We start from the raw sequence: 22,267 nt of genomic DNA on the forward strand, positions 1-22,267 counted from the left end.
GAGAATGCAAGCGTATGCATTATTTGCAGAATGGGGAATTGTTTTCTATGCAAAAGGACGACTTGGCAAAAATTCTTTTATTTGGCGTAACGGCGTTATATTGGTTTTCCCTATATACTTATGTACCGATATTGGCTCCTTACGCCCGGCACTTAGGAGCATCCTACGGGATGGTTGGCGTTATTATCGGCTCGTACGGTTTAACGCAGTTATTGCTGCGTATACCCATTGGCGTAATATCAGACGCTTGGGGCCGCCGGCGATTGTTTGTTTTCGGCGGCATTTGCCTGGCTATTTTTAGCGCCCTCGGTATGTGGCTGTTTGCCTCGGTCACGGCCCTGCTTATTTTCCGGGCTGTTTCGGGGATCGCCGCTTCAGCCTGGGTTGACTATACAGTGTTGTATGTCAGTTACTTTCCGGCCGGAGATATGACAAGAGCGATTGGTTATATTAATGCCGCCAATGCATTGGGCCAGGTAGCGGGTATGCTGGCCGGCGGCTATGTTGCCCAGTATGCGGGACTGACTTCAACTTTTCTTTTGGGGGCCATAGGTGGTGGAGCCGGGGCGGTGCTTGCCTTGGGGGTTAAGGAGAAATATACGGCCCCTAAGCGGGTTAGTACCGGACCACTGGCCGAGGTGTTGCGGGACCGTAACTTGCTGCGGATATCCGTATTGGGAATCTTGCTGCAGATTGTCATTTTTGTTACCGTTTTCGGTTTTTCGCCTGTGATAGCCAAGACTCTCGGCGCCGGCAATTTCGAACTGGGCTTGCTCTCAATCTTGTGTATTGTTCCGTCGATTGTTTCCGCAGCGCTGAGTGGCACCTTTTTCATTCGGTATTTTAGTGAGCGGAGTATCCTGGGCGGCGGTTTTTTCTTTCTTGCCGCCGCCTGTTTGGCCATTCCCTTCTTTCAGTGGCTGCCGCTGCTTTACTTGAGTCAGGCGATCATCGGCTTTTGTCTGGGGTTGATTATGCCGCTGTTGATGGGAATGAGTATCCGGTATTTTCCGGATGAAAAACGATCGACCGCAATGGGTATTTTCCAAGCCGTATATGGATTAGGGATGTTTTTGGGACCTGTATTGGCCGGTACGGTAAGCAGCCGGTTTGGGCTCAACTGGGGATTTTGGGTAACCGGTCTGACCGGTTTGGCCGGTGCGATATTGGTTCTTTGGCCTGACTATTTATTGTTGAACCGGAATGTGCCTGGCCGTTTAGCCCCATCCGGGGATTGACAATAGAATGAGCTATGAGTCCTGAGCCGAAAGAACGCATCAGCGGTTTTTCTTTTGACAAGATTTTTATAAAACACCTTTACAATACAATTTTTACCAGATATAATGAGAACTGTTGTAGATTTAGGATGAAAGGGCAAGCAAGTTTTAAAATGCACGACCAGTTAAAGGAAAAGATCGAGGAGGCTCGACAACTTCTGAATAATTTAGCCTTACTTTATGGATGTTTGCATCCTGAAGTGTTAAAAATTAGCCAGGATTTGGACAAGCTGATTTTTCAATATCATAAGCGGCAAGATGCGTGAAAGAGCTCCCCAAGCTCTTCTCTTTGGCATTGAGAGAATGCTAAAGACGAATGCGCCTTTTAATTCCAGATGTCGTAAAGTCCAGAAAAGATAGTTTTGTTTTTAATCGTCCCAGCGGGACGACTTTTTGTTTTTGGCTGCATTTTTGCGTGCCCTGAGCTTTGGATTAAACGTATAAGCACTTTTCGTGTGCCTTAGAATGGTTTCCCTGCGCCATGGACCGAAAAAGCATTTTCTTATTAATCGGCAGGTATCCTTTGCTTTATTGCGTATATACTGTTTGGAAAAGGCGTAAGGTTAACTAGTAAATAAACCGGAGGCTGAAACAACTGCCGGGTGAGTGACGGGGAGTGGTCAGGATTCAATTTCAAACCGTTCGATTGGAAGATAAGCCGTTTTTTGACCGTTTTTTTAGGTCCGGACAGCACCATAATTCGGAATGTACATTTACTTATTACTATATGTGGCGTAAAGCAGGCAATATCCGCTGGGCCCTTGTGGACGACTGCCTCTGTATTCTGCTTGACTTTATGGGAAAGCCTTTTTTCTTTCCGCCCTATGGTGCTACGGAAGCTAATTTTGCAGGGGTCATAAAGAAAATGGAGGAGTATTTTCAGTCAGTTCATAAACCGTTTTATATGCGGGGGATTACCAAACCATTTTTGGAACTGTTTCAGAGCCGGCTGCCGGAACGGTTTTCTTTTTCCCGGGACCGCGACAGCTGGGACTATGTTTACCTGGGGGCGGACCTCAGCGAGCTAACGGGTCGCCGCTACAGTAAAAAACGGAATCATATCAATGCATTTTTGGCTATGCACGGGAATTATTGCTATCGCCCGGTAGGCCGGGGGAATTTGGCCGAATGCCTGACTTTTCTTGACCGTTGGTTTAGCAGCCATAACGCGAACCGGTATTTGGAAAAAGAAAAGGAGGCAATTCTGGATATCATGGAAGAATTGGATTCCTTGGATATCCAGGGCGCCGTTATTGAAATCAACGGAAGGATTGAGGCCATGACGCTGGGCGAGGCGATTAATGATACTACGGCGGTTATTCACGCCGAAAAGGCCAATCCGGATATCCGCGGGCTCTATCCGCTGATTAATCAGCAGTTTTGCCGGCGGCAGTGGCCCGACAAACTTTATATCAACCGGGAAGAGGATATGGGTATGTCCGGTCTGCGCAAAGCGAAAGAGTCCTATTATCCGTTTCAATTGCTGGAGAAGTATACCGCCCAGGCGAAGGAATGAAAACCTGGTAGGTTGACTTTTGCCGGATAAACCACTATAATAATTAAAGTTAAAATATATCAACTAAATGCCTAGAGATAAGAGCGATTAGGGGGCAAAACTCAGTTTGAGTTTTGCTTTTTTGTTTTTTTAAAGGATCTTCAGCTAGGTAAAAGGGAGTTTAAAATGCAGCATATTAAATTGTTGAATCCGCCGGAAGTGATTTTTCGTGCCAATTGGCGGGACCGCTATGAAACCAAGGTATCCCAATGGCTGATACCCTGGGACGGGAAGGAGGCGGTCGATATCGGTTTTATCGGTGTGCCTCTTTCCAAAACATCAATCAGTGTTTCCGGTGCGTCTTTGACGCCCAATGCCTTCAGGGAATTGTTTCCGAAAATAACTACGTACAATATGGATGCCGATATTGATTTGCAGGAGCTGCGAGCCCGTGACCTGGGCGATATCGAAATGCATGTGACCGATTTGCCGCGCTGCCATGCCAATATCGAGCAGGGGCTGACGAACCTATTTCAGGCCTTGCCCAATCTTTTTCCGGTGATTGCGGGCGGTGACCATTCAATCACTTATCCGGCAGTGAAGGCGTTTAAAAGGCGTTTTGCCGGCAAAGTGGGGCTGATCCAGTTTGATTCCCATATGGATGTGCGCAACTTACTTGACGGCGGTCCCTCGAACGGAACGCCGGTCCGCAGTTTGCTGGAATCGGGCACTGTTGAGGGCCGTCATATTGTTCAAATCGGGATTCATAGTTTTGCCAATTCCAAATTCTATCGCGAATACGCCGCAGCCCAGGGAATTACCCAATTTACGGCCCGGCAGGTGGCCCGGGAGGGGATTGACCGACTGGCGGAAAGGGCAATGCAGATTGCCGGCGACGGAACAGAAGCGATTTACGTCACTGTCGATATGGATGTGCTTGACCAGGCCTACGCACCGGGAGTGCCGGCCATGGCCGCGGCGGGAATGACGTCCTGGCAGTTGCTGGATGCTTTGTTCCAATTGGGGACGGATTCTAAGGTCCGGGGACTGGATATTGTATGTGTGGATCCACTGCAGGATTATCGCCGGGCTACGGTTCGTACGGCATTGTACGCCATGCTGACATTTTTGACGGGATACAGAAAACGGGATGCCTAAGATGATTGACATTCCGGCCCGGTTGCACTATCATAATGATAAAGTCTTGGTAGCATCCGTCTATAGACAGGAGACTTCCGCAGCCTTGCGCGGCGGAGGAAAGAAGAACGGATGACCATTTGCAATGGGAGAAAGGCGGAAGAATGGGCAATCTCGAAAAAGATGGCGTCAGCCTCGGCAAGGCCGCCGTTCTGCTGGTGCTGCATACCGGCGGGGCGGAAACGGCGCTGCAGGACCGGAGTGTCGCCTGCGGCTATAAAGTATACAAAGGGAAGGTTGGCTCTATGGATTCCGCCAAAATCTTTGCCGCCATTACGACTGCCGCCAAGCGGGAAGGACTGATTAACGACCGGTACCGGGAGGAACATGCGCTTTATCATTCCATACTGGAAGCCTATCATGGCATTTGCCGGGGACAGGACGGGCTGGGGAATGTGATGCGCAGTGCCGGGCTGTTGTTCAGTATTGTGCGGGGGCCGCGGCTTCCCAATGATGCGGCGGACGGCGAATGGATCGCTATTGCATTATATGGCAGCATGGGAGCGCCGATTAAAGGATTTGAGCATGAAGTACTGGGATTGGGGATCAATCCGGTATAACATACAAATAGAGATTGCTTAAAAAGATGCAGATACTAGGCGCGGCGAGCATTCGAACGAGGCGTACTCAGGCGTACGTTGAGTGAGAACGCGCAGCCGCGACAACGTTAGGTCCCACATTTCGCAATTATTGCCGAATGTTAGAGGACTGCGAAAAGTGGGATTAATGCGCTTTTTAAGCAGTCTCATAGAAATAAACGGCCCAGAGGTACGAGATATAAGGGGGCAAGACTCTTTACGGGTTTTGCTTCCTTTTTTTGTGGGAAACGCAAGTGGGACTCGCCGGATTTTCCCGCGCCTGGAGTTATGCGCTCGTGCCGGACCCGATTGCATAGGACGGAGGCCGGCGGGTAATAGTGAGAGTTAAGTGGAAAATAAAGGCCGGTAATAATGAAAGCCGGAATTAATGGAGGAGGAAAGAAATGATTTATTTGGACGGATATTCTCTGACGCTGGCTGAAGTGGTAAAGGCAGCCCGCGAATATGAAACGGTTGGCCTGCAGGACTGCGGTATAAGGCAGATTCTTGCCAGCCGGGCGATTGTAGACAAGGTATTGGAAGAAGAAAATCCTGTATATGGAATTTCCACTGGTTTCGGCGATTTTAGCCGGGTCTTTATTTCCAAGGAAAAACGGGAGAAATTACAAAAGAATTTAATCCTCAGCCATGCAGCGGGAGTCGGCGACTATTTGCCGGAGGACGCAGTGCGGGCTGCCATGCTGCTCAGAGCAAATTCATTGTGCAAGGGATATTCCGGTATCCGGCTGTCAACTGTTGAAATGCTGCTGGCTATGCTTAACCGGCGGGTCTACCCGGCCGTGCCGGCGAAAGGATCGGTCGGAGCCAGCGGAGATTTGGCGCCTTTATCGCATATGGTGCTGGTTATGCTTGGTGAAGGACAGGCTTTTCTGAACGGGGAACTGGTCACCGGCGCCGAGGCGCTGGCGGCGGCCGGTCTGAAACCGGTTGCGCTGGGGGGCAAGGAAGGACTGGCTCTGATTAACGGTACCCAGATTATGACGGCAGTAGGCTGTCTGGTCTGGCATGATGCGGCTAAGCTAATGCAGGTGGCCGATATTGCCGCCGCATTATCCCTGGAGGCTTTGAAAGGCACCCGGACCGCGTTTGACCCCCGCATCAGCCGGGTGCGTCCCCATATTGGCCAAATGGCTACTGCGGATAACATGCTGCGGCTGACGGAAAATAGCGGGATTATATCTTCCCATGTCCATTGCTCCAAAGTACAGGACGCTTATTCCTTGCGGTGCATACCCCAGGTGCATGGCGCCTCCAAGGATGCTCTCCGGCGGGTGGGGGAAACGCTGGCCGTGGAAATTAATGCCGCTACCGACAACCCGCTGATTATGCCCGACGACGGCGATGTGCTTTCGGGAGGGAATTTTCACGGTCAGCCGGTGGCGCTGGTTATGGATTATTTAAAATTGGCTCTGGCGGAGATCGGCAATATATCCGAACGGCGCATCAACCGGCTGCTGGATTCTCATCTTAGCGACCTGCCGCCGTTTTTGACGGCCTATCCGGGAATTGATTCGGGCCTGATGATTACCCAATATACGGCGGCGGCCCTGGTGTCGGAAAATAAAGTGCTGGTGCATCCGGCCAGTGCTGATTCCATACCGACTTCCGCCAATCAGGAAGACCATGTGAGCATGGGAACCATCGCTGCCCGTCAGGCCCGGGAGATTCTGGAGAATGTACGTCATATTCTGGCGATTGAATGTCTGTCCGCAGCGCAGGGAATTGATTTTCTGGCGCCCCTGGCACCGGGAAAAGGTACCGGTGCGGCTTGCCGCACTATCCGGCAAGCGGTACCGCATCTCGACGAAGACCGGGTTCCGGCGCCGGACATTCAGAGCATTTATCAACTGATCAAGGACGGTTTCCTGACGCGGGCTGTGGAAGCTGCCGTGGGAGAACTGCTGTACGGCGAGAATCCGTCGAATTCTAAATAGCAAGAGCAGGCCTGTCGGTATTACCGGCAGGCCTGCTCCGGTTACGGGGGGAGCAAAGCGGAGAAAGAAAATTCTAAATATAAAAATAATTGAGTAAAATGTAAAAAGATTTAAATGCCGGGCCGTCTTTTCCGCCGGTATAATAAATGTTAAGAGAAAAGTGCAATGAAGCCAAAAGAGGAGGAGAGTGTATTGAGAAAAAGTCTGGCCCTTCTGCTTACGGTTGCATTACTGGCAACGGTCGTGTTAGCAGGCTGCGGTAAAGGGCAAAAAAACGCCGCTACGAAAGCCGGCGAACCGAAAGCCACAACCCTGACTTTCTGGACTTTTCAGGAACTGCATAAACAATTCATGGATGATGCGGTAGCAACCTGGAATAAAAAGCATCCTGATAAGCCGATTGTACTGAAAACCGATGTGTATCCTTACGACGAACAGCATAACAAACTTTTGATTGCCCTTCAGTCGGGAACCGGTGCTCCGGATTTGGCCGATATTGAAATTGGCAAATTTGCCAATTTCTTAAAAGGCAGCAAACCGGGGCTGGTGCCGCTGAATGATATTGTCGATCCGGTCAAAGACAAGCTGATTATGGGCCGTATAGAGAACTACGCGAAAAATGGCCAGTATTATGGGATTGATTACCATGTCGGCGCCGAAGTCATGTACTATAATAAAGAAATTCTTGACCAGGCGGGAGTCAATGTGAATGATATCGTCACCTGGGACGATTATATTGCCGCCGGTAAAAAGGTTGTGGAGAAGACAGGAAAGCCCATGACCACTATTGAAACAACCGAACATTGGTCTTATTATCCCCTGATTGTTATGCAAGGGTCGGACTTTTTGGATAAAGACGGCAATGTCATACTGGATAATGAGACGAATCGCAAGACATTGCAAATGTTGCAGGATATGCTCTATAAGGAAAAAATTGCCGTGCCGGCGCCCGGCGGCTACCATCATTCCGAGGAGTACTGGGCCTGGATGGATAAAGGAAATGCTGCTTCCGTGTGGATGCCGATGTGGTATATGGGCCGGTTTGTACAATATATGCCCGATTTGAAGGGGAAAATTGTGATTCGCCCGATGCCTGTATTCCCGGGAGGCAAAAAGTCGGCCGGTATGGGCGGTACCGGAACGGCCATTACGACCCAGTGTAAAAATATAGAGCTGGCTAAACAGTTTTTAGCGGAAGCCAAACTTTCCAAAGAAGGCAGTATTAAGACCTGGACGATTCTGGGATTTGATCCCATAAGAAGTGATGCCTGGAGTGATCCCGCTATGGCTGCGCCGAATAAGTATACCGATTATTTTGGCACGGACATATTTAATACGTTGAAGTCCGTCGTTAGTGATATTGGCTCAATTAATGTAGGTCCTAAATTCCCTGACGCAGTTTCGCTGGTGCAAAAAAATGTCTGTTTCAAAGTGCTTAAGGAGCGGAGCCAAACGCCGGAACAAGCGCTGAAAGAAGCAGCGGATGATTTAAAAGCAAGGTAGTCCGGAGCCCTGCGCCACGAGCCGAAAGACCGCGTTAGCGGTGTTTCCATGCAAAGGAGGAGATAACATGCCGGAACCGGTAGTTGCTGCGGCAGACAGGCAAGTCATTGGACAGCATAAACTGCGAAAATTGCTGTCCTCACCCCAAACAGCGCCGTATCTTTTTGTTCTGCCGTTTATTATATCGCTCTTATTGTTTTTTCTTTATCCCGTCGTATCGACTGTGGTGATGAGCTTTCAACGGATTAACGGGCCGGGGGATGTAACGTTTATCGGGCTGCGAAATTACAGGAATTTGTTGAACCCGCATTTCTTCAACGCCGTATGGGTGACTACCCGTTATACATTCTGGACGATTCTGGTATTAATCCCTTTGCCGCTAATCCTGGCCGTGTTCTTAAACCAAAAAACGACCTGGGGAAGAACGTTTTTCCGGTCCGCCTTTTTTATGCCGGCACTTACCTCCGTAATTATAGCCGGGCTGTTTTTCCGTCTTGCCTTTGGCGAACAGGAAACGACCCTGGTCAACGCGATTTTGGGGATATTTGGTGTCAAGCCCGTTGTATGGTTGCAAAATCCCAGCACCGGTATACTGGTCATGGTTTTACTTTGCACCTGGCGATGGCTGGGAGTTAACATTATTTATTTTTTGTCCGGCCTGCAAAGCATACCGGAGGAGCTTTATGAATCGGCAGCCATTGACGGAGCCGGTCCCTTCCGGCAATTTTGGCACATTACGCTGCCTTGTTTAAAACCGGTTGTGATTTATGTAGTGACTATCAGCGTTTACGGCGGTTATTCCATGTTCGCCGAATCCTTTGCTCTCTGGAACGGCCCGCGTTCTCCCGGGGAAATCGGGATGACCATGGTAAATTACATCTATCAGGAAGGATTCAATAATAACGATTTAGGGTTTGGCTCAGCCATCGGAATTGCCCTGTTTGCCATTGTCATGACCGTAAATCTGATTCAGCTCTGGGTCAGCGGCTTTTTCAGAAAGGAGGCGGCCTGATGAATTCAAAACCGGCAAGTAAGCTCGTATCCCTGGCCGTATTTATAATTTTATCGGTTTTTGCCGTATTCTGCCTTGCCCCGTTTTTCTTTCTGCTGCTGTCGTCACTGCGTCCCGGTGTGGAGATGATCCGCAACGGGATTTCCCTGCATATTGATTTTAAGGCTTTGAATTTTGCAAATTACCGGCTTTTAATCGACGGCAAAGACGGTATCTATCCCATCTGGTATTTCAACAGCTTGGCGATAACGGCGCTGCACACCCTGGTGTCCTTATTTTTTACTTCTATGGTGGGTTACGCGTTGGCAGTATACGATTTTAAAGGCAAAAAACTGATATTCACCATCGTTCTGGTGGTCATGATGATTCCGGTAGAGATCCTGATATTGCCGCTGTATAAGCTGGCCATAGGCATTCACTTAATTGACACCTATCTGGGTGTCATCCTGCCGTTTGTAGTAGCGCCCACGTCGATCTTCTTTTTCCGGCAATATGCAGCTACCTTGCCCAGGGAATTAATCGACGCCGGCCGCATTGACGGCTGCAGTGAATTTAGAATCTTTTTTCAGATTATGGTGCCGCTGATGCTGCCGGCATTTGGGGCTATGGGAATTTTACAGGCTATGTTCAGTTGGAACGGTTTTGTCTGGCCGCTGATCGTACTGCGTTCCAATGAAATGCTTACTCTGCCGATCGGCCTGCAGTCCCTGATTACTCCCTATGGCAATAATTATGATTTATTGTTTCCCGGCGCTGTAATGTCGGTTATCCCGATTCTGCTTGTGTTTATCATGAATCAAAAGGCGTTTATTTCGGGACTGACTGTCGGGGGAGTCAAAGGTTAATTGCGGGAAGAACGGAACAGACCTAAATCCGGGAGGTAGCATTATGAAAAGAGCAAAGTGTATTATCGATAAAGATTATGTTATCGCCGAGGTGGATCCTAAGCTGTATGGTTCCTTTATCGAACACCTGGGCCGGGCAATTTATTCCGGGATTTACGAACCCTCCCATCCGACGGCGGATGAGCAGGGGTTTCGCCAGGATGTCCTGCAACTGGTACGGGAGCTGGCGGTGCCGATTGTCCGTTATCCGGGCGGTAATTTTGTATCGGGATATAGTTGGACCGACGGAATCGGGCCGGTGGCCGGCCGTTCCCGCCGGCTTGATTATGCCTGGCAGTCGATTGAGCCGAATCAAGTGGGGATCGATGAATTTGCCGACTGGTGCCGTAAAGCCGGTGCAGCGGTCATGGCCGCCGTCAATCTCGGTACCGGCACTCCTCAGGATGCCGGCTACATGCTGGAATATTGCAATCATCCCGCCGGCACGTATTGGAGTGATTTACGGATTAAAAACGGGCACTCTGAGCCGCATAATATCAAGGTTTGGTGCCTTGGCAACGAGATGGACGGTCCCTGGCAGACCTGCGCCCTCAGCGCCGCCGATTACGGGAAAAAGGCGCGGGAGACGGCCAAAATCATGAAGTGGGTCGATCCTTCAATAGAATTAGTAGTATGCGGCAGCTCCGGACCGCACATGGCCACCTATCCCGAATGGGACCGGGTGGTGTTGGAACATACCTATGAGCAGGCGGACTATATCTCGATGCACCGGTACTATGAAAATGAGGGCAGTATCGAAAACTTCCTGGCTTCTTTCGCCGATATGAATGAATTTATTAAGACTGTGGCTGCAACTGCCGATTATGTGAAAGCCAAGGCTCGCAGTCCCAAGACCATGAAGATTTCTTTTGACGAGTGGAATGTATGGTATATAAAAAAACAAACCCGTATCCCCTGGACTGAGGCGCCCGCTATACTGGAGGACCGGTATTCCTTACTGGATGCATTAGTATTCGGCGGCATGCTGTGTACTCTTTTGAATCATTGCGACCGGGTAAGAATGGCCTGTCTGGCCCAACTGGTTAATGTGATTGCGCCCATCTTTACCGAGAAGGGCGGCCGGGTTTTAAAACAGGCAACGTATTATCCTTTTCAGCAAGTATCGCTGTATGGACGGGGAACGGCGCTGAAGACACTGACCGAAGCGGAAAAATTTACGACCACATTATATGGTGATGTGCCATCCGTGCAGACGGCAGCGACATATAACGGGGAAGACGGCAGCATAACCGTCTTCGCCTTAAACTGTGATATGAAGGAAGATACGGAGCTTGTTCTGGACCTGCGTTCTTTTGGCAGCGTAACAATGCGGGAACACCGGATTATGGACGGACCCGACTTATTTGCCCAGAATACGTTTGCGGCGCAGGACACGGTGGCCCCCCGCAATGGAAGTATCGTTGCCGGCCGGAACAAGGTGACAACGATATTGCCGAAGCTTTCCTGGAATATGTTTCGCTTTGGCCGGTAACATTTTCTACAGCCGGCAAGGAGAAATTATGAAGTTTGTACGGATACCGCCGCGACAGGAATTCTAACCTTTGATCTGGTTAAAAATGGTATAATAAGGAGAAACGGCTTGATAAGGGTGTTGAAATTTGCTGAGAATCATTTCCGGGAAAAAGGATTTTGTTTTTTCTGTAGGCAGGATGTTTCGGAATTTCAAAATAAGGACCCGGCTGGTTTTGCTCTTTATTATTCTTGCGTTACTCCCTTTAATTGTTACGGTAGTTATCGTTTATAAGGATACCGGTGATGCGCTGCAAAGTAAAATCAGCACCTATTCGGTGCAGGTCATGAGCCAGGTAAGTCAAAATATCAAGCGGGAACTGGACCGGCTGCAAAACGACAGTGTGGAAATTGAATTTTCCGATGTGGTACAGCAAACGCTTTTGCATTATAACCAAATGAGCCCCTGGGAAATTGAGAATGCTCAATATACCATGCGTCAAAACCTGGCTAAAAAGTTTTCTTTTTTGCATGATGTATCCGATGTTCTGATTTATACCCGGCAGCGAAAAAAGATAAATGCATATGGTGACTACGGAATTTCATTCAATCTGAAAAAAGAATATTTAAAACCTTATCTTGACCGCCTCTACCGGCAAGGGGGCGGTGTGGTCTGGATACCGGTAAATACGGACAGCGAAGAGCATTTGGTCAAGTATGCCACAAGTGCCGAACAGCTCAGTAAAAGTAACGGCGTAGTAATGGGGCGGGCGGTAAAGTCCCTGAGCGAAGGGGATATTATCGGTTACCTTATGATCCGGACGAACGAACGGTATTTGTCCAATATTTATAAAGACATTGATATTGGGCAGGACGCCGACATTTTTGTTTTAGACCGTAACGGTGTTGTGGTTTCCAGCCGTAGTTCCCGTGTGCCGGTGACCAGCCGTTATCCCGACGGGAATTTAATTCAAAACATCCGGGACAACTTCAAAAACGGCAGTTATGTATTCAATTATGAATTCAACGGCCAGCGATACCTGGTATCCTATGCGCCCATACAAAGCGTTGGCTGGTTTGTAGTGGGTAAAATTCCTTATTCCTATCTTCATTCCGATGCGCAACAGATGTATGCCGACGCCATATATATCGGTATAAGCTGTTTTATTGCCGCCGTATTTTTGGCTTATCTATTTTCCGCCAGTATTCTCGCACCACTCAAAAGACTGCGCAAAGTCATGAATCAGGCGGAACAGGGTAATCTGTCCGTAAGTGTCAGCGACGGCTCCAATGATGAAATCGGTGAAATCACTCAGCATTTCAATAACATGCTGACGGAGATTAATAACCTGCTGGAAAACGTAAAGAATACGGAACACCAAAAGAGGCTGGCCGAGCTAAAAGCGTTACAGGCTCAGATTAATCCCCATTTTTTGTCCAATACGCTGAATACGGTAAGGTTCCTGGCCAAAGCGCAAAAAGCGCAAAATATTGAAAGCATTATTACGTCATTGATTCAGCTTTTCCATATGACCATGGGCAAAGGGGATGACCTGATTCCGATCCGGGAAGAAATTGAATATATCAAAAACTATATAAACATTCAGGAATATCGCTATCTGAACAAATTTAAAATTAATTACGGCCTGGAACCGGAAATCCTGGGGTATAAAATACCCCGGCTTATTTTACAGCCGGTCGTGGAAAATGCGTTGCTGCACGGCATCGGGCCTATGGAGGGACAGGGATTAATCGTAATTAAGGGTTTTGTCTATGAAAATGATATCAAATTTGTCATAACCGACAATGGCACCGGTATTCCGCCCCAAAAGCTGGAGACGATTTTGCAGAAAAGGTCTACGGGCCTGAACGGTATGGGAATTGCCAATGTGAATGAGCGAATAAAGCTGTACTTTGGCAGGCAGTACGGGTTGTCCATTGAAAGCGTTCCGGACCTATATACGACGGTTGAAGTCACATTGCCGGCCGTCAGGCAAGGAAGGGAAGCATAATGTTTAAGGTCTTGCTTGTGGATGACGATTTTACCGCCCGGACCAATGTCAAAACCATGATTGACTGGGAACAAAACGGGTTTGTACTCTGTGGCGAGGCAACAAACGGCCAGACCGCGATTCAACTGATCCAGGACGAATTGCCCGATATTGTTATTACCGATATGAGTATGCCCCTTTTGGACGGCGTGGAACTGATTGAATATATCGCAGCAACGTACCCGGATATGAAGACCGTCGCTCTTAGCGGCTACGACGATTTTGATTATGTAAAAAACAGTCTGAAAAACGGCGCCGTGGATTACCTGTTAAAACATAGGCTGGATAGCACATCCCTGCTGGAAGTTCTAAAGTCGGCCAGCGAGCAGATTAACCGGAAACACCGGTTGATGGAACAGCTGGTAAGAAGCCGGGAGATTTTGCAGCACGATTTGATCAGGCAGCTTGTTCTGGGAAATATTCGGGATAAAACTGGGATCAAGGCGAAAATAAAAGAGCTGGAATTGCCGGTTGAGGATGGAAGTTTATCGTTGGCGGTAGTCGCTATTGACGATTTCCGTCTCATTAAGGAACGGTTTACGGAGACGGAGGTGCGCGGCTTAATCGCGTCGCTAGCGGACCTGACGGAAGAAATATTGCAGGATATGGGCCATGCCGTAATGTCCTTCGTTGATGACGGGAAGTTTATTATTCTGTTTAGTTTTGGCAATATCCGCAGTGAGTTATATATTTATAATCATGTGGGAACAACGGTAAACCGCATCCGGGCGAGTATCAAAAGATATCTGAATATCACAGCCTGTTTCAGCCTGGGCCGTTCGTTTTACAAAATTAGTGATATGGACCGGTTTTATAAAGAAGCCAATGAAAAATTGAATGAAAAGATGATTGCGGGCAGGGACCGGATTTTCCGGGAACCGGCTAATCTTAAAAGTACGGTTGATTTTTTTAATCTTGATTTGAAAGATGAAAAACAAATCATGCTGGCGGTCAAAGCCCGGGATATGACCCGGGTGTCGCAAGAACTTACTGTTATTTTTGACCGGATCGCCGAGCTGGGAGTCAGTTATAAATCAATACAAATGATTTGTGTGGAACTCATCGGCGTCGCCAACCGGATTGCGCGGGAATCCTCCCTGGATATCCAGGAGATTTACAGCAACAAAGACATACCTTATGAAGAAATGAAGAAACATGAAACGATTATTGACGTCAAAGAATGGATTTGCGGCGTTTACGAACGGTTGATTCAACTGCTGCCGGGAGCGGATATTAACCCCAATTATACGGAACCCACCAGAAAGGCGGTAGCCTATATCTGGCAAAATTATGCGCGGGCTATATCCCTCAATCAGGCGGCAGAGCATATTGGCGTGAATAGTTCTTATTTAAGCCGGATTTTCAAGGAAGACTGCGGCACGGGATTTGCCGAATATTTAAATAATATACGGGTTAAACAGGCGCAGTATCTGATGGAACGTACCGATACCAAACTGAAAGAAATTGTCAGTCAGGTAGGATTTAACAACTACACGTATTTCTTTAAAGTTTTCAAGATGGTTGTAGGCATTACACCACTCGAATACAAAGAAAAATGCCAAAGAAATGCCTGAATTTGGGGAGGGAATCGCAATGGCAAGTTTACAATTAAAAAATATTTGCAAAAAATACCCAGGCAATGTTACCGCCGTAAATAACCTGAATCTGGATATACCGGACCGGGAGTTTGTGGTGCTGGTCGGACCGTCGGGATGTGGCAAGTCCACCACTCTCCGAATGATTGCCGGGCTGGAGGAGATCTCGGCGGGAGAACTATACATTGACGGCAAACTGGTCAACGCGGTGCCGCCCAAAGACAGGGACATTGCCATGGTGTTTCAGAACTATGCCTTGTATCCGCATATGTCGGTATACGAAAATATGGTCTTTGGTCTGAAAATGCGCAAAACACCGAAGGAGGAAATGAAACGGCGGGCCATGGAAGCGGCTAAAATCCTGGATATTGAACATCTGCTCGAGCGCAAGCCCCGGGCGCTTTCAGGCGGGCAGCGGCAGCGGGTGGCCCTGGGCCGGGCAATGGTCCGGGAACCCAAAGTATTCTTGCTGGATGAACCGTTGTCCAATTTAGATGCTAAACTGCGGGACCAGATGCGGGCGGAAATTAGCAAGCTGCACCGGAATTTAGCGGCCACCTTTGTATATGTAACCCATGATCAGCGGGAAGCTATGACTATGGGAACCTGCATTGTGGTAATGAAAGACGGACTGGTCCAGCAGGTGGATACGCCGCAGCGGCTGTATAGCAATCCCTGCAACCTGTTTGTGGCCGGCTTTATTGGCAGTCCGCAAATGAACTTTGTCAAGGCAGTGCTTGAGAAGGGGGACAATAACCCAGAGCTTGTATTTGGCCGAAGCAGGGTGCGGTTGCCGGCGGGAGAAAGGAATCCTGCCGTGCTTAACGGGTATCAGGGACGGGAAGTAATTCTGGGAATCCGACCGGAGAATATTGCTGTTGACGAAGCCGCCGTTGTAAATAATCCCGGCAGTGTAGTAAACGCCTATGTTGAAGTTGCCGAACACATGGGGGCGGAAACCTACCTGTTTATGAAGGTGGAGGGCAGTAATTTTATCGCCCGGGTCAGTCCCGGGACAAAGGCCGGACCGGGCAATACCATTCCGGTTGTTCTGGAACAGGAAAAAATTTATTTATTTGATAAGGATACGGAAAAAACAATTTTTTAATACAAAAAGGCACTCACTCCTTAGGGGAATGAGTGCCTGAAATTTGTAAAACGATTTTTCGCTATGATTACTACTCGTCTTCTTCCTCACAACAACAGCAGCAACAGCAGCAATCATCAAAATCTTCTTCCCGGGCAGCGTTTGCTTTGGTTTCTTCCGTTACCATGCCAGTCATCTCCTTTATAATATTTATTATCAATCAATAAATATTATCTTTTAATTTAACTATACTCCTGGATCCTGGAAAAGTCAACCATTTTTTGTTTCCCCGTGCCCTGAGCCCTGCGCCATGGACCCAAAGACCGCTTTTAGCGGTCTTTCTTATAAAGGAATGGCAAAACAGCCGGAAAAGCATAGGATATTACCGGATGCGGAAGGGGGAATCAACGGTGTATTTTAACTTTGGCTGTGATACCAGTTCTACTTGCAGCAGCAGTTGCAGGTATGGATGCGGTTCTTTCAACCCTTGGTTTTGGATTGTGGTGTTTGGTGTTCTTGTGTGGTTTTTTTTCCGTGAGCATACGTCAATTAGCTTGTATTAAGAAAGTATAAGTTTTAAGGACTATATAGATAGCCGTTAACGGCAGAAGAATTGCCTTATCAACGCTGCGCCGTTGCCACTTAACCTCCGCTTATGACAAGACGATCCTTCTGCCTGGATTGTTCGCCCGAAATGATCTTTAGATGGTTTCCCTGCGCATCGAGCCCTGCGCCATGAGCCGAAAGACCGCGCAGCGGTTTTTCTTATAATATTTGACTGATATGCAGCGCCCGGAATTTACCGCTTTTTTGCGCCGCCCGGTTCATTTGCACCAGACAGATCGGACAGGAGGTCGCGACGACCTGAGCCCCTGTCTTCTCGATATTTTGACGCTTTTTTTCCAGAACGGCTTCTGCGACGGCGGGGTAATCGACATAAAAGGAACCGGCGCCGCCGCAGCAGGTATCTGCGCCAGGCATTTCCACGTATTCCGCCGCCGCTTTTAAGAGTTCCCGCGGCTGGCTTTTTATGCCCTGCCCGCGGCCCAGATGGCAGGGTTCGTGAAAGGTAACGGTAACGCCCGTACGCTGCCGCGGCTGATAGCCTGCTTTTATTAGATATTCGGATAAGTCCATCACTTTGCGGCTGAAAGCCTCGGCGCGGTCTTTCCAATCCGGATCGCCGGCAAAATAACCGGCCATATGCTTCAAAGTGCCGCTGCAGCTGGCGCAGTCACTCACGATAATATCGGCTGTCTCAAAGAGGCGGATGTTTTCTTTGGCCATAGCAAGGTAATCGGCCCGCAGGCCGTGGGCCAGATGGGGCAGGCCGCAGCACAGATTATCCACGAGGATAGGCTCGCTGATGGAGCGGAGGATGGTTAGCGTTTCTTTCACCGCTTCGGGGAACATCATGCGCATGCCGCAGCCGTGGAAATAGGCAACTTTGCTTGCCGGTGATACGGAAACCGGCGAAGGGGACGCAGGGGCTCCGAGGGAAGCGGGACCGGCAAAAGCGGTCAGAAATTGGTCCCGGGTTGTTTCTCCCGGAACCAGACCGCCGGGAATCAGACGGTGCAGTCCGGTTTTGCGCAGCACCCGCAATGTGCCTGCCGCCAGTTTAACGAGAGAGCGCCGTTTCAGGAGATTCCCCATGGCCTTATACTTGAGGCTGACTCCCTGCCGGTCGGCGAAATGCTGCCGGACAGCCATCATGGCCGTATCGGTCTGGATTTTATTCGGGCAGGTCTCCACGCAGGCCCGGCATAAGAGACAAAAGTTGACGGCGGCCAGCACGTCGGGGGTCATTTCCAGGCCGCCCTGGGTAAGAGCGCGGGCTATATTGTTTTTGCCGCGGGCGCTGGAAGCTTCAATATCCTTTACTCCAAACAGCGGACATACGGGCAGGCAGGTGCCGCAGCGGTCACACTGGCTGACAATGCTATGGACATCCGGCAAAAAATCCTTGGTATTGGCATTACTCATAATTGACTCCTTGCAATCGTTTACCATATTTTCCCGGGGTTGAGAATCCCTTTGGGATCAAGAGACTGCTTAATGGTTTTTAGGGTGTTAACGCCGGCATTGCCGAGAGCGTTTGCAATATAACCCTTTTTGGTGATGCCGATGCCGTGTTCGCCGGATAATGTTCCGCCGGCATCCAGGGCGGCCGCAAAGATTTCGTCGATAGCCTGGTGAACCCGTTCGGCTTCTTCTGGCCGGGAAAGATCGCACAGCACGGAAGGATGCAGGTTGCCGTCCCCGGCGTGACCGTAGACAGCGATGCAAAGATTATATTTGGCCGCAACTTCACGTATGCGGCGCATAACGGCCGGAAATTCATTCCGCGGAACGGAAATATCCTCGCCGAAGCGGTTGGGAGCCATGGCGCCGATGGCTGAACTGAGACCGCGGCGAATGGACCAGATGTCTTCCGCTTCCTGGACAGAAGCGGCGATGCGTACTTCCGCCACACCGAAACTATGAGCAATGGCTTCAATTTGATGGGCCTGTTTTTCCAGAGACTCTGTATCTTCCCCGTCGATCTCAATGACTACGCAGGCTTCAATCGCCGGGTCAATCACGAGATGGCGGTGACGGGCCACAGCCTGAATGCTGGTCTGGTCCATGAGTTCAGCGGCAGCCGGCGTGACGCCGGACTGCAGCATCTTATGAATTGTCAGGCAGGCGTTGTCGAGAGCCGGAAACATAAGCTGCAGGGTGTTGCGCATTTTCGGCATAGGAATCAGGCGGAGCAGCACCTTGGTGATGACACCGAGCGTGCCTTCGGAGCCGGTGAACAGTCCCGTAAGATTGTAGCCGGTAACATTTTTAAGGGCTTTACCGCCGGTATTGATGACCGTACCGTCGGCCAATACCACTTCCAGGCCCATGACATAGTTGTTGGTTACGCCGTATTTAACAGCTCGCATCCCGCCGGCGTTTTCGGCAACATTGCCGCCGATAGTGGAAAATTTCCAGCTTGCCGGATCGGGCGGATAAAACAGGTCCTTGGCGGCGCAGGCATTATAAAGATCGATAGTGCGAACGCCGGGTTCGGCTGTGACCAGCATATTCTGCTCGTCAATTTCAAGAATGCGGGTCATGCGGTCAAGCGCCAGCGAAATGCCGCCGGCGAGAGGAATGCAGCCGCCGGTGCGGCCGCTGGCGGCGCCCCGGGGCGTAACGGGAATCGTATTGGCATGGGCCAGAGCCATGACGGCGGCGACTTCTGCCGTTGTCATGGGCCGTACGACCAGGTCCGGTTTATTGGGCGGGATGAGGGGGACAAAGGAAGAATCGTAAGAATAGCCGAAACGGTCAAGGTCGGCGTCAAGGACGTTCTCCGCGCCGACAATAGCGCATAATTGTTTTTTTATTGCATCGGAGACCATAAGACACCTCCACATAGGTTGCATACAAAGTTTAATCATAAACTCTTCGCCATTGGGGGAGAGTTTCCTTTTGCCGGAAAAAAACAAAAATTTGGGATAATGGCAAGAACTGCTACCCTTTCAGCTTAATTTCCGGCGGATATTGCCATTGCTTCAATTCTTCCGGTGGAATGACATTCGGCTCTTTGCCGCCGTTTAATAGCAAGGCCCGGTAATAAATTTCGGCAATTTCCTCCACGTAGTGGGCCTTTAGCAGAGCCTCTTTCGGATTCTTATCCACTGTCAGCACGCCGTGACTTTCGAGCAGGATGGCGTCTGCCTTTTTTAGCGGTTCAATAATACTGGCGGCAAGGGCATAGGTGCCGGGACGGCCATAGGGGGCGACAGGAATGATGCCGCATTCGCCACCCAATGTTGCTCCCTCATAAACAACGGCGGGAATTTCTTTTTTCAATACTGCGAAGGTAGTGGCGAACCGGGAATGGGTATGGACCACGGCCAATATATCCGGTCTGTTTTTATAGGCCTGCAAATGCATGAGCAGTTCACTGGTTGGTTTGACACTGGTTTCGGCTTCGATTACAACCGCATCCAGGTCCACGATGCAAATGTCATGATACGTTAACTCCTCCCGGTCTAAACCGGATGGGGTTACGGCCACATAACCGGTACTTTTGTCTTTTATGCTGAAATTGCCGGACTTGTGTTTGCAGAGACCGCTGCGGTCCGCCTGCAAGGCGATTTGGAACACTTGTTTTTTGAGTTCTTCCAACATGGTAATGGTCTCCTTTTGTTTAAATCGGTTGGGAAACTGTCATTTTTTGTTTCATCTATTTAGCATACCATATAAACAGCATTCCAGAGGTTAATATTTAAGCAACCCCAAAAAATTATTGTGTTCCCGGAAGTATTGAAGGCTCCGGCGATATGTGAGTTTCGGGGTGGCAGTAACGAGATGATTGACAGGAAATTGGGGTGGAAATCGAGAATCAGTTGTATAAGCTTGTTCCCCGAGAATTGTGGATGTGCCGGCCGATTTGATCAAGAGATACCGGGACAGCAGGTTAAGTATATAATCCCAAGTTCGCTAAATAGAATGAGCAGGTAAAGGAGGAGTTTGGATGAATTGTTTGTGGCGAGGATTCGCCCGGTGTACACTGGCCGTTCTCTTATTCGCGGTAATGACAACCGCCCCGGTTTGGGCGGCGGGCAGTGCGGACGTCGTCAGTTTCGAGGTGCTAACGGTGAATGATTTTCATGGCGCCTTGCCTGAAAATGGCAAGAATCCCGGTGCCGCCAAACTGGCCCAATATTTAAAAGAGACCAAAGCCGTCAATCCGGCGGGAACGATTATTGTAAGCGCCGGCGACATGTTCCAGGGGACGCCGGATTCCAATCTTTTATATGGCAAGACCGTAGTGGACGTGATGAATCAGATCGGGTTTGACGCCATGACGGTAGGGAATCATGAATTTGACTGGGGCGTGGATATTCTTAAGAAACGCATCAACCAGTCGGCTTTTCCCTATGTCGCCGCCAATATTATCGATAAAAAGACGGGGAAGCCGGCGGACTTTGTGAAGCCGTATATCCTGCTCAGCCGGCAGGGAGTGAAAATTGCCGTGATCGGTTTGGCAACGCCGGAGACGGCGTATAAAGCCAGTCCGAAATACGTAGCTGCCTATACCTTTGCCGACCCGGTCCAGACCGTGAACCAATTGCTGCCGGAATTGCAACGGCAAGGTGCGGAGATTATTTTAGTAGTATCCCATTTGGCCAGTTATATGGACCGCCAGACCGGTGAAATCAGCGGGGACGCGGCTGTGCTGGCCCGGGAGACCAGAGGGTTGACAGCCGTTATCTCCGGCCATTCGCATCAAACCGTATACGGCAAAGTGAATGGCGTACCGGTGGTGCAGGCTTATTACAACGGCCGGGCCGTGGGCAAGGTGGAAATTTTGTACGACAAGGCGGCTCATAAAGTCGTCAATACCAGCGTGGAGACGGTTGCTTTGCCTTACCCGGGACTGGCGGCTGATCCGGCGGTGGCCAGGATTGTGCAAAAGGCACAGGCTGAAATTGGACCGGTTAAAAATGTGGTTCTGGGTAAGACCCTGACGCCGCTAGATCATAGCCGGGAAGAGCCGGTGGTATCACCGCTGGGCCAGTGGGCCACAGACGTGCTGCGGACGAGGGCCAAAGCCGATGTTGCTTTTCAAAACGGCGGCGGCCTGCGCACGGGGTTGCCGGCCGGTGAAATTACCATGGGCATGATTTACGAAGTGATGCCTTTCGACAATACGATTTATACGGCGGATATGACGGGAAAACAAATCAAACAGGTTTTGGAATACGGTATCATGAATACCAGGGTTGGCATGCTGCAATTTTCCGGCGTGAACGTTGTTTATGATCCGGGCCGGCCTGCGGGCGACAGGGTAGTGTCGGTCACGCTGCCGGATGGCTCGCCCCTTGGCATGAATCAGGTATACAGGGTGGCGACCAATGATTTTATGGCCGCCGGCGGGGACGGTTATATCATGTTTAAAGAGGGAAAAAATCTGGCCGATACGTTCCTGCCGGTGCGGGATGCGCTGGTTGACGCGATTAAGGCGGCAAGGGTGATCCAGTTCCACAGCGATGGCAGGCTAAAAATTTTAGCCGCCGGCCTGGCGTCTGCCGCCTGATATTTAAAGGAGCTTAACGAACCGGAAAAGGCTATTGGCATTTAGCCAATAGCCTTTTTATTGTGCCCTGAGCCTTGCGCT

Annotated in this window: 17 protein-coding genes; 14 read left to right on the forward strand and 3 right to left on the reverse strand. The window is 49.7% G+C overall.

The features are described 5' to 3' along the window. Positions 1–14 precede the first annotated feature (14 nt). From LUCIF_RS12840 to LUCIF_RS12900, 13 genes are all read left to right on the forward strand, one after another. Positions 15–1,238: an MFS transporter gene (locus tag LUCIF_RS12840; protein ID WP_122628303.1), complete on the forward strand. Its 1,224-nt coding sequence runs from the start codon at positions 15–17 to the stop codon at positions 1,236–1,238. A 128-nt stretch (positions 1,239–1,366) separates the two neighbouring features. Then, on the forward strand, positions 1,367–1,543 hold the full coding sequence (locus LUCIF_RS12845; RefSeq protein WP_207857604.1) for an aspartyl-phosphate phosphatase Spo0E family protein: 177 nt from the start codon (positions 1,367–1,369) through the stop codon (positions 1,541–1,543). A gap of 350 nt (positions 1,544–1,893) precedes the next feature. Then, a complete protein-coding gene (locus tag LUCIF_RS12850; protein ID WP_122628304.1) occupies positions 1,894–2,793 on the forward strand; it encodes a DUF2156 domain-containing protein in 900 nt (299 codons plus the stop codon). 165 nt (positions 2,794–2,958) lie between these two features. Beyond that, positions 2,959–3,930, forward strand: a complete 972-nt coding sequence (locus LUCIF_RS12855) for an agmatinase family protein (RefSeq protein ID WP_122628305.1) — start codon at positions 2,959–2,961, stop codon at positions 3,928–3,930. A gap of 143 nt (positions 3,931–4,073) precedes the next feature. Next, on the forward strand, positions 4,074–4,529 hold the full coding sequence (hutP, locus tag LUCIF_RS12860) for a histidine utilization transcription antiterminator HutP (protein ID WP_122628306.1): 456 nt from the start codon (positions 4,074–4,076) through the stop codon (positions 4,527–4,529). A 422-nt stretch (positions 4,530–4,951) separates the two neighbouring features. Then, positions 4,952–6,502, forward strand: a complete 1,551-nt coding sequence (gene hutH, locus LUCIF_RS12865) for a histidine ammonia-lyase (RefSeq protein WP_122628307.1) — start codon at positions 4,952–4,954, stop codon at positions 6,500–6,502. A gap of 192 nt (positions 6,503–6,694) precedes the next feature. Beyond that, on the forward strand, positions 6,695–8,005 hold the full coding sequence (locus tag LUCIF_RS12870) for an ABC transporter substrate-binding protein (protein ID WP_207857615.1): 1,311 nt from the start codon (positions 6,695–6,697) through the stop codon (positions 8,003–8,005). A gap of 67 nt (positions 8,006–8,072) precedes the next feature. Beyond that, positions 8,073–9,017 carry a carbohydrate ABC transporter permease gene (locus LUCIF_RS12875; protein ID WP_122628309.1) on the forward strand — a complete coding sequence of 315 codons (945 nt, stop codon included), beginning with the start codon at positions 8,073–8,075 and terminating at the stop codon, positions 9,015–9,017. After that, positions 9,017–9,862 (forward strand): carbohydrate ABC transporter permease, encoded by an 846-nt coding sequence (locus LUCIF_RS12880; RefSeq protein ID WP_122628310.1) that lies wholly within the window; start codon positions 9,017–9,019, stop codon positions 9,860–9,862. Before LUCIF_RS12875 ends, LUCIF_RS12880 begins: the two co-directional genes overlap by 1 nt. A gap of 43 nt (positions 9,863–9,905) precedes the next feature. After that, positions 9,906–11,393: an arabinosylfuranosidase ArfA gene (gene arfA / locus LUCIF_RS12885; protein WP_122628311.1), complete on the forward strand. Its 1,488-nt coding sequence runs from the start codon at positions 9,906–9,908 to the stop codon at positions 11,391–11,393. Between the two features lie 178 nt (positions 11,394–11,571). Further along, the gene (locus LUCIF_RS12890) at positions 11,572–13,383 is read left to right on the forward strand and encodes a cache domain-containing sensor histidine kinase (protein ID WP_122628341.1); all 1,812 of its coding nucleotides are present in this window, start codon (positions 11,572–11,574) and stop codon (positions 13,381–13,383) included. Beyond that, positions 13,383–14,996 (forward strand): response regulator transcription factor, encoded by a 1,614-nt coding sequence (locus LUCIF_RS12895; RefSeq protein ID WP_122628312.1) that lies wholly within the window; start codon positions 13,383–13,385, stop codon positions 14,994–14,996. Before LUCIF_RS12890 ends, LUCIF_RS12895 begins: the two co-directional genes overlap by 1 nt. A 19-nt stretch (positions 14,997–15,015) precedes the next feature. Beyond that, on the forward strand, positions 15,016–16,125 hold the full coding sequence (locus tag LUCIF_RS12900; protein WP_122628313.1) for an ABC transporter ATP-binding protein: 1,110 nt from the start codon (positions 15,016–15,018) through the stop codon (positions 16,123–16,125). Between the two features lie 744 nt (positions 16,126–16,869). Here LUCIF_RS12900 and LUCIF_RS12905 read toward each other — a convergent pair. The 3 genes from LUCIF_RS12905 to LUCIF_RS12915 all read right to left on the reverse strand — a co-directional run bounded on the left by LUCIF_RS12905 (position 16,870) and on the right by LUCIF_RS12915 (position 20,274). Beyond that, complete coding sequence (locus LUCIF_RS12905; protein WP_122628314.1) at positions 16,870–18,090, reverse strand: (Fe-S)-binding protein; 1,221 nt, start codon at positions 18,088–18,090, stop codon at positions 16,870–16,872. 20 nt (positions 18,091–18,110) lie between these two features. Beyond that, entirely contained in the window at positions 18,111–19,499 is a 1,389-nt protein-coding gene (locus LUCIF_RS12910) for an FAD-binding oxidoreductase (RefSeq protein WP_122628315.1), read from the reverse strand. A 112-nt stretch (positions 19,500–19,611) separates the two neighbouring features. Next, positions 19,612–20,274, reverse strand: a complete 663-nt coding sequence (locus LUCIF_RS12915; protein ID WP_122628316.1) for a class II aldolase/adducin family protein — start codon at positions 20,272–20,274, stop codon at positions 19,612–19,614. A 346-nt stretch (positions 20,275–20,620) separates the two neighbouring features. Here LUCIF_RS12915 and LUCIF_RS12920 point away from each other — a divergent pair, with 346 nt between their 5' ends. Then, positions 20,621–22,186 carry a bifunctional metallophosphatase/5'-nucleotidase gene (locus tag LUCIF_RS12920; RefSeq protein WP_122628317.1) on the forward strand — a complete coding sequence of 522 codons (1,566 nt, stop codon included), beginning with the start codon at positions 20,621–20,623 and terminating at the stop codon, positions 22,184–22,186. Positions 22,187–22,267 lie beyond the last annotated feature (81 nt).

The organism is Allolucifera butyrica (assembly GCF_900476375.1).
Taxonomy (GTDB): domain Bacteria; phylum Bacillota; class Negativicutes; order Sporomusales; family UPPP01; genus Lucifera; species Lucifera butyrica.

What these genes read in the sequence shown, in the direction of transcription:
- LUCIF_RS12855 (WP_122628305.1), top strand. Translation starts at nt 2,959, where the DNA reads ATGCAGCATATTAAATTGTTGAATCCGCCGGAAGTGATTTTTCGTGCC.
- LUCIF_RS12915 (WP_122628316.1), bottom strand. Translation starts at nt 20,274, where the DNA reads ATGTTGGAAGAACTCAAAAAACAAGTGTTCCAAATCGCCTTGCAGGCG.
- LUCIF_RS12875 (WP_122628309.1), top strand. Translation starts at nt 8,073, where the DNA reads ATGCCGGAACCGGTAGTTGCTGCGGCAGACAGGCAAGTCATTGGACAG.
- LUCIF_RS12910 (WP_122628315.1), bottom strand. Translation starts at nt 19,499, where the DNA reads ATGGTCTCCGATGCAATAAAAAAACAATTATGCGCTATTGTCGGCGCG.
- LUCIF_RS12840 (WP_122628303.1), top strand. Translation starts at nt 15, where the DNA reads ATGCATTATTTGCAGAATGGGGAATTGTTTTCTATGCAAAAGGACGAC.
- LUCIF_RS12890 (WP_122628341.1), top strand. Translation starts at nt 11,572, where the DNA reads ATGTTTCGGAATTTCAAAATAAGGACCCGGCTGGTTTTGCTCTTTATT.
- LUCIF_RS12895 (WP_122628312.1), top strand. Translation starts at nt 13,383, where the DNA reads ATGTTTAAGGTCTTGCTTGTGGATGACGATTTTACCGCCCGGACCAAT.
- hutH (WP_122628307.1), top strand. Translation starts at nt 4,952, where the DNA reads ATGATTTATTTGGACGGATATTCTCTGACGCTGGCTGAAGTGGTAAAG.
- LUCIF_RS12900 (WP_122628313.1), top strand. Translation starts at nt 15,016, where the DNA reads ATGGCAAGTTTACAATTAAAAAATATTTGCAAAAAATACCCAGGCAAT.
- LUCIF_RS12880 (WP_122628310.1), top strand. Translation starts at nt 9,017, where the DNA reads ATGAATTCAAAACCGGCAAGTAAGCTCGTATCCCTGGCCGTATTTATA.
- LUCIF_RS12905 (WP_122628314.1), bottom strand. Translation starts at nt 18,090, where the DNA reads ATGAGTAATGCCAATACCAAGGATTTTTTGCCGGATGTCCATAGCATT.
- LUCIF_RS12920 (WP_122628317.1), top strand. Translation starts at nt 20,621, where the DNA reads ATGAATTGTTTGTGGCGAGGATTCGCCCGGTGTACACTGGCCGTTCTC.
- arfA (WP_122628311.1), top strand. Translation starts at nt 9,906, where the DNA reads ATGAAAAGAGCAAAGTGTATTATCGATAAAGATTATGTTATCGCCGAG.
- hutP (WP_122628306.1), top strand. Translation starts at nt 4,074, where the DNA reads ATGGGCAATCTCGAAAAAGATGGCGTCAGCCTCGGCAAGGCCGCCGTT.
- LUCIF_RS12845 (WP_207857604.1), top strand. Translation starts at nt 1,367, where the DNA reads ATGAAAGGGCAAGCAAGTTTTAAAATGCACGACCAGTTAAAGGAAAAG.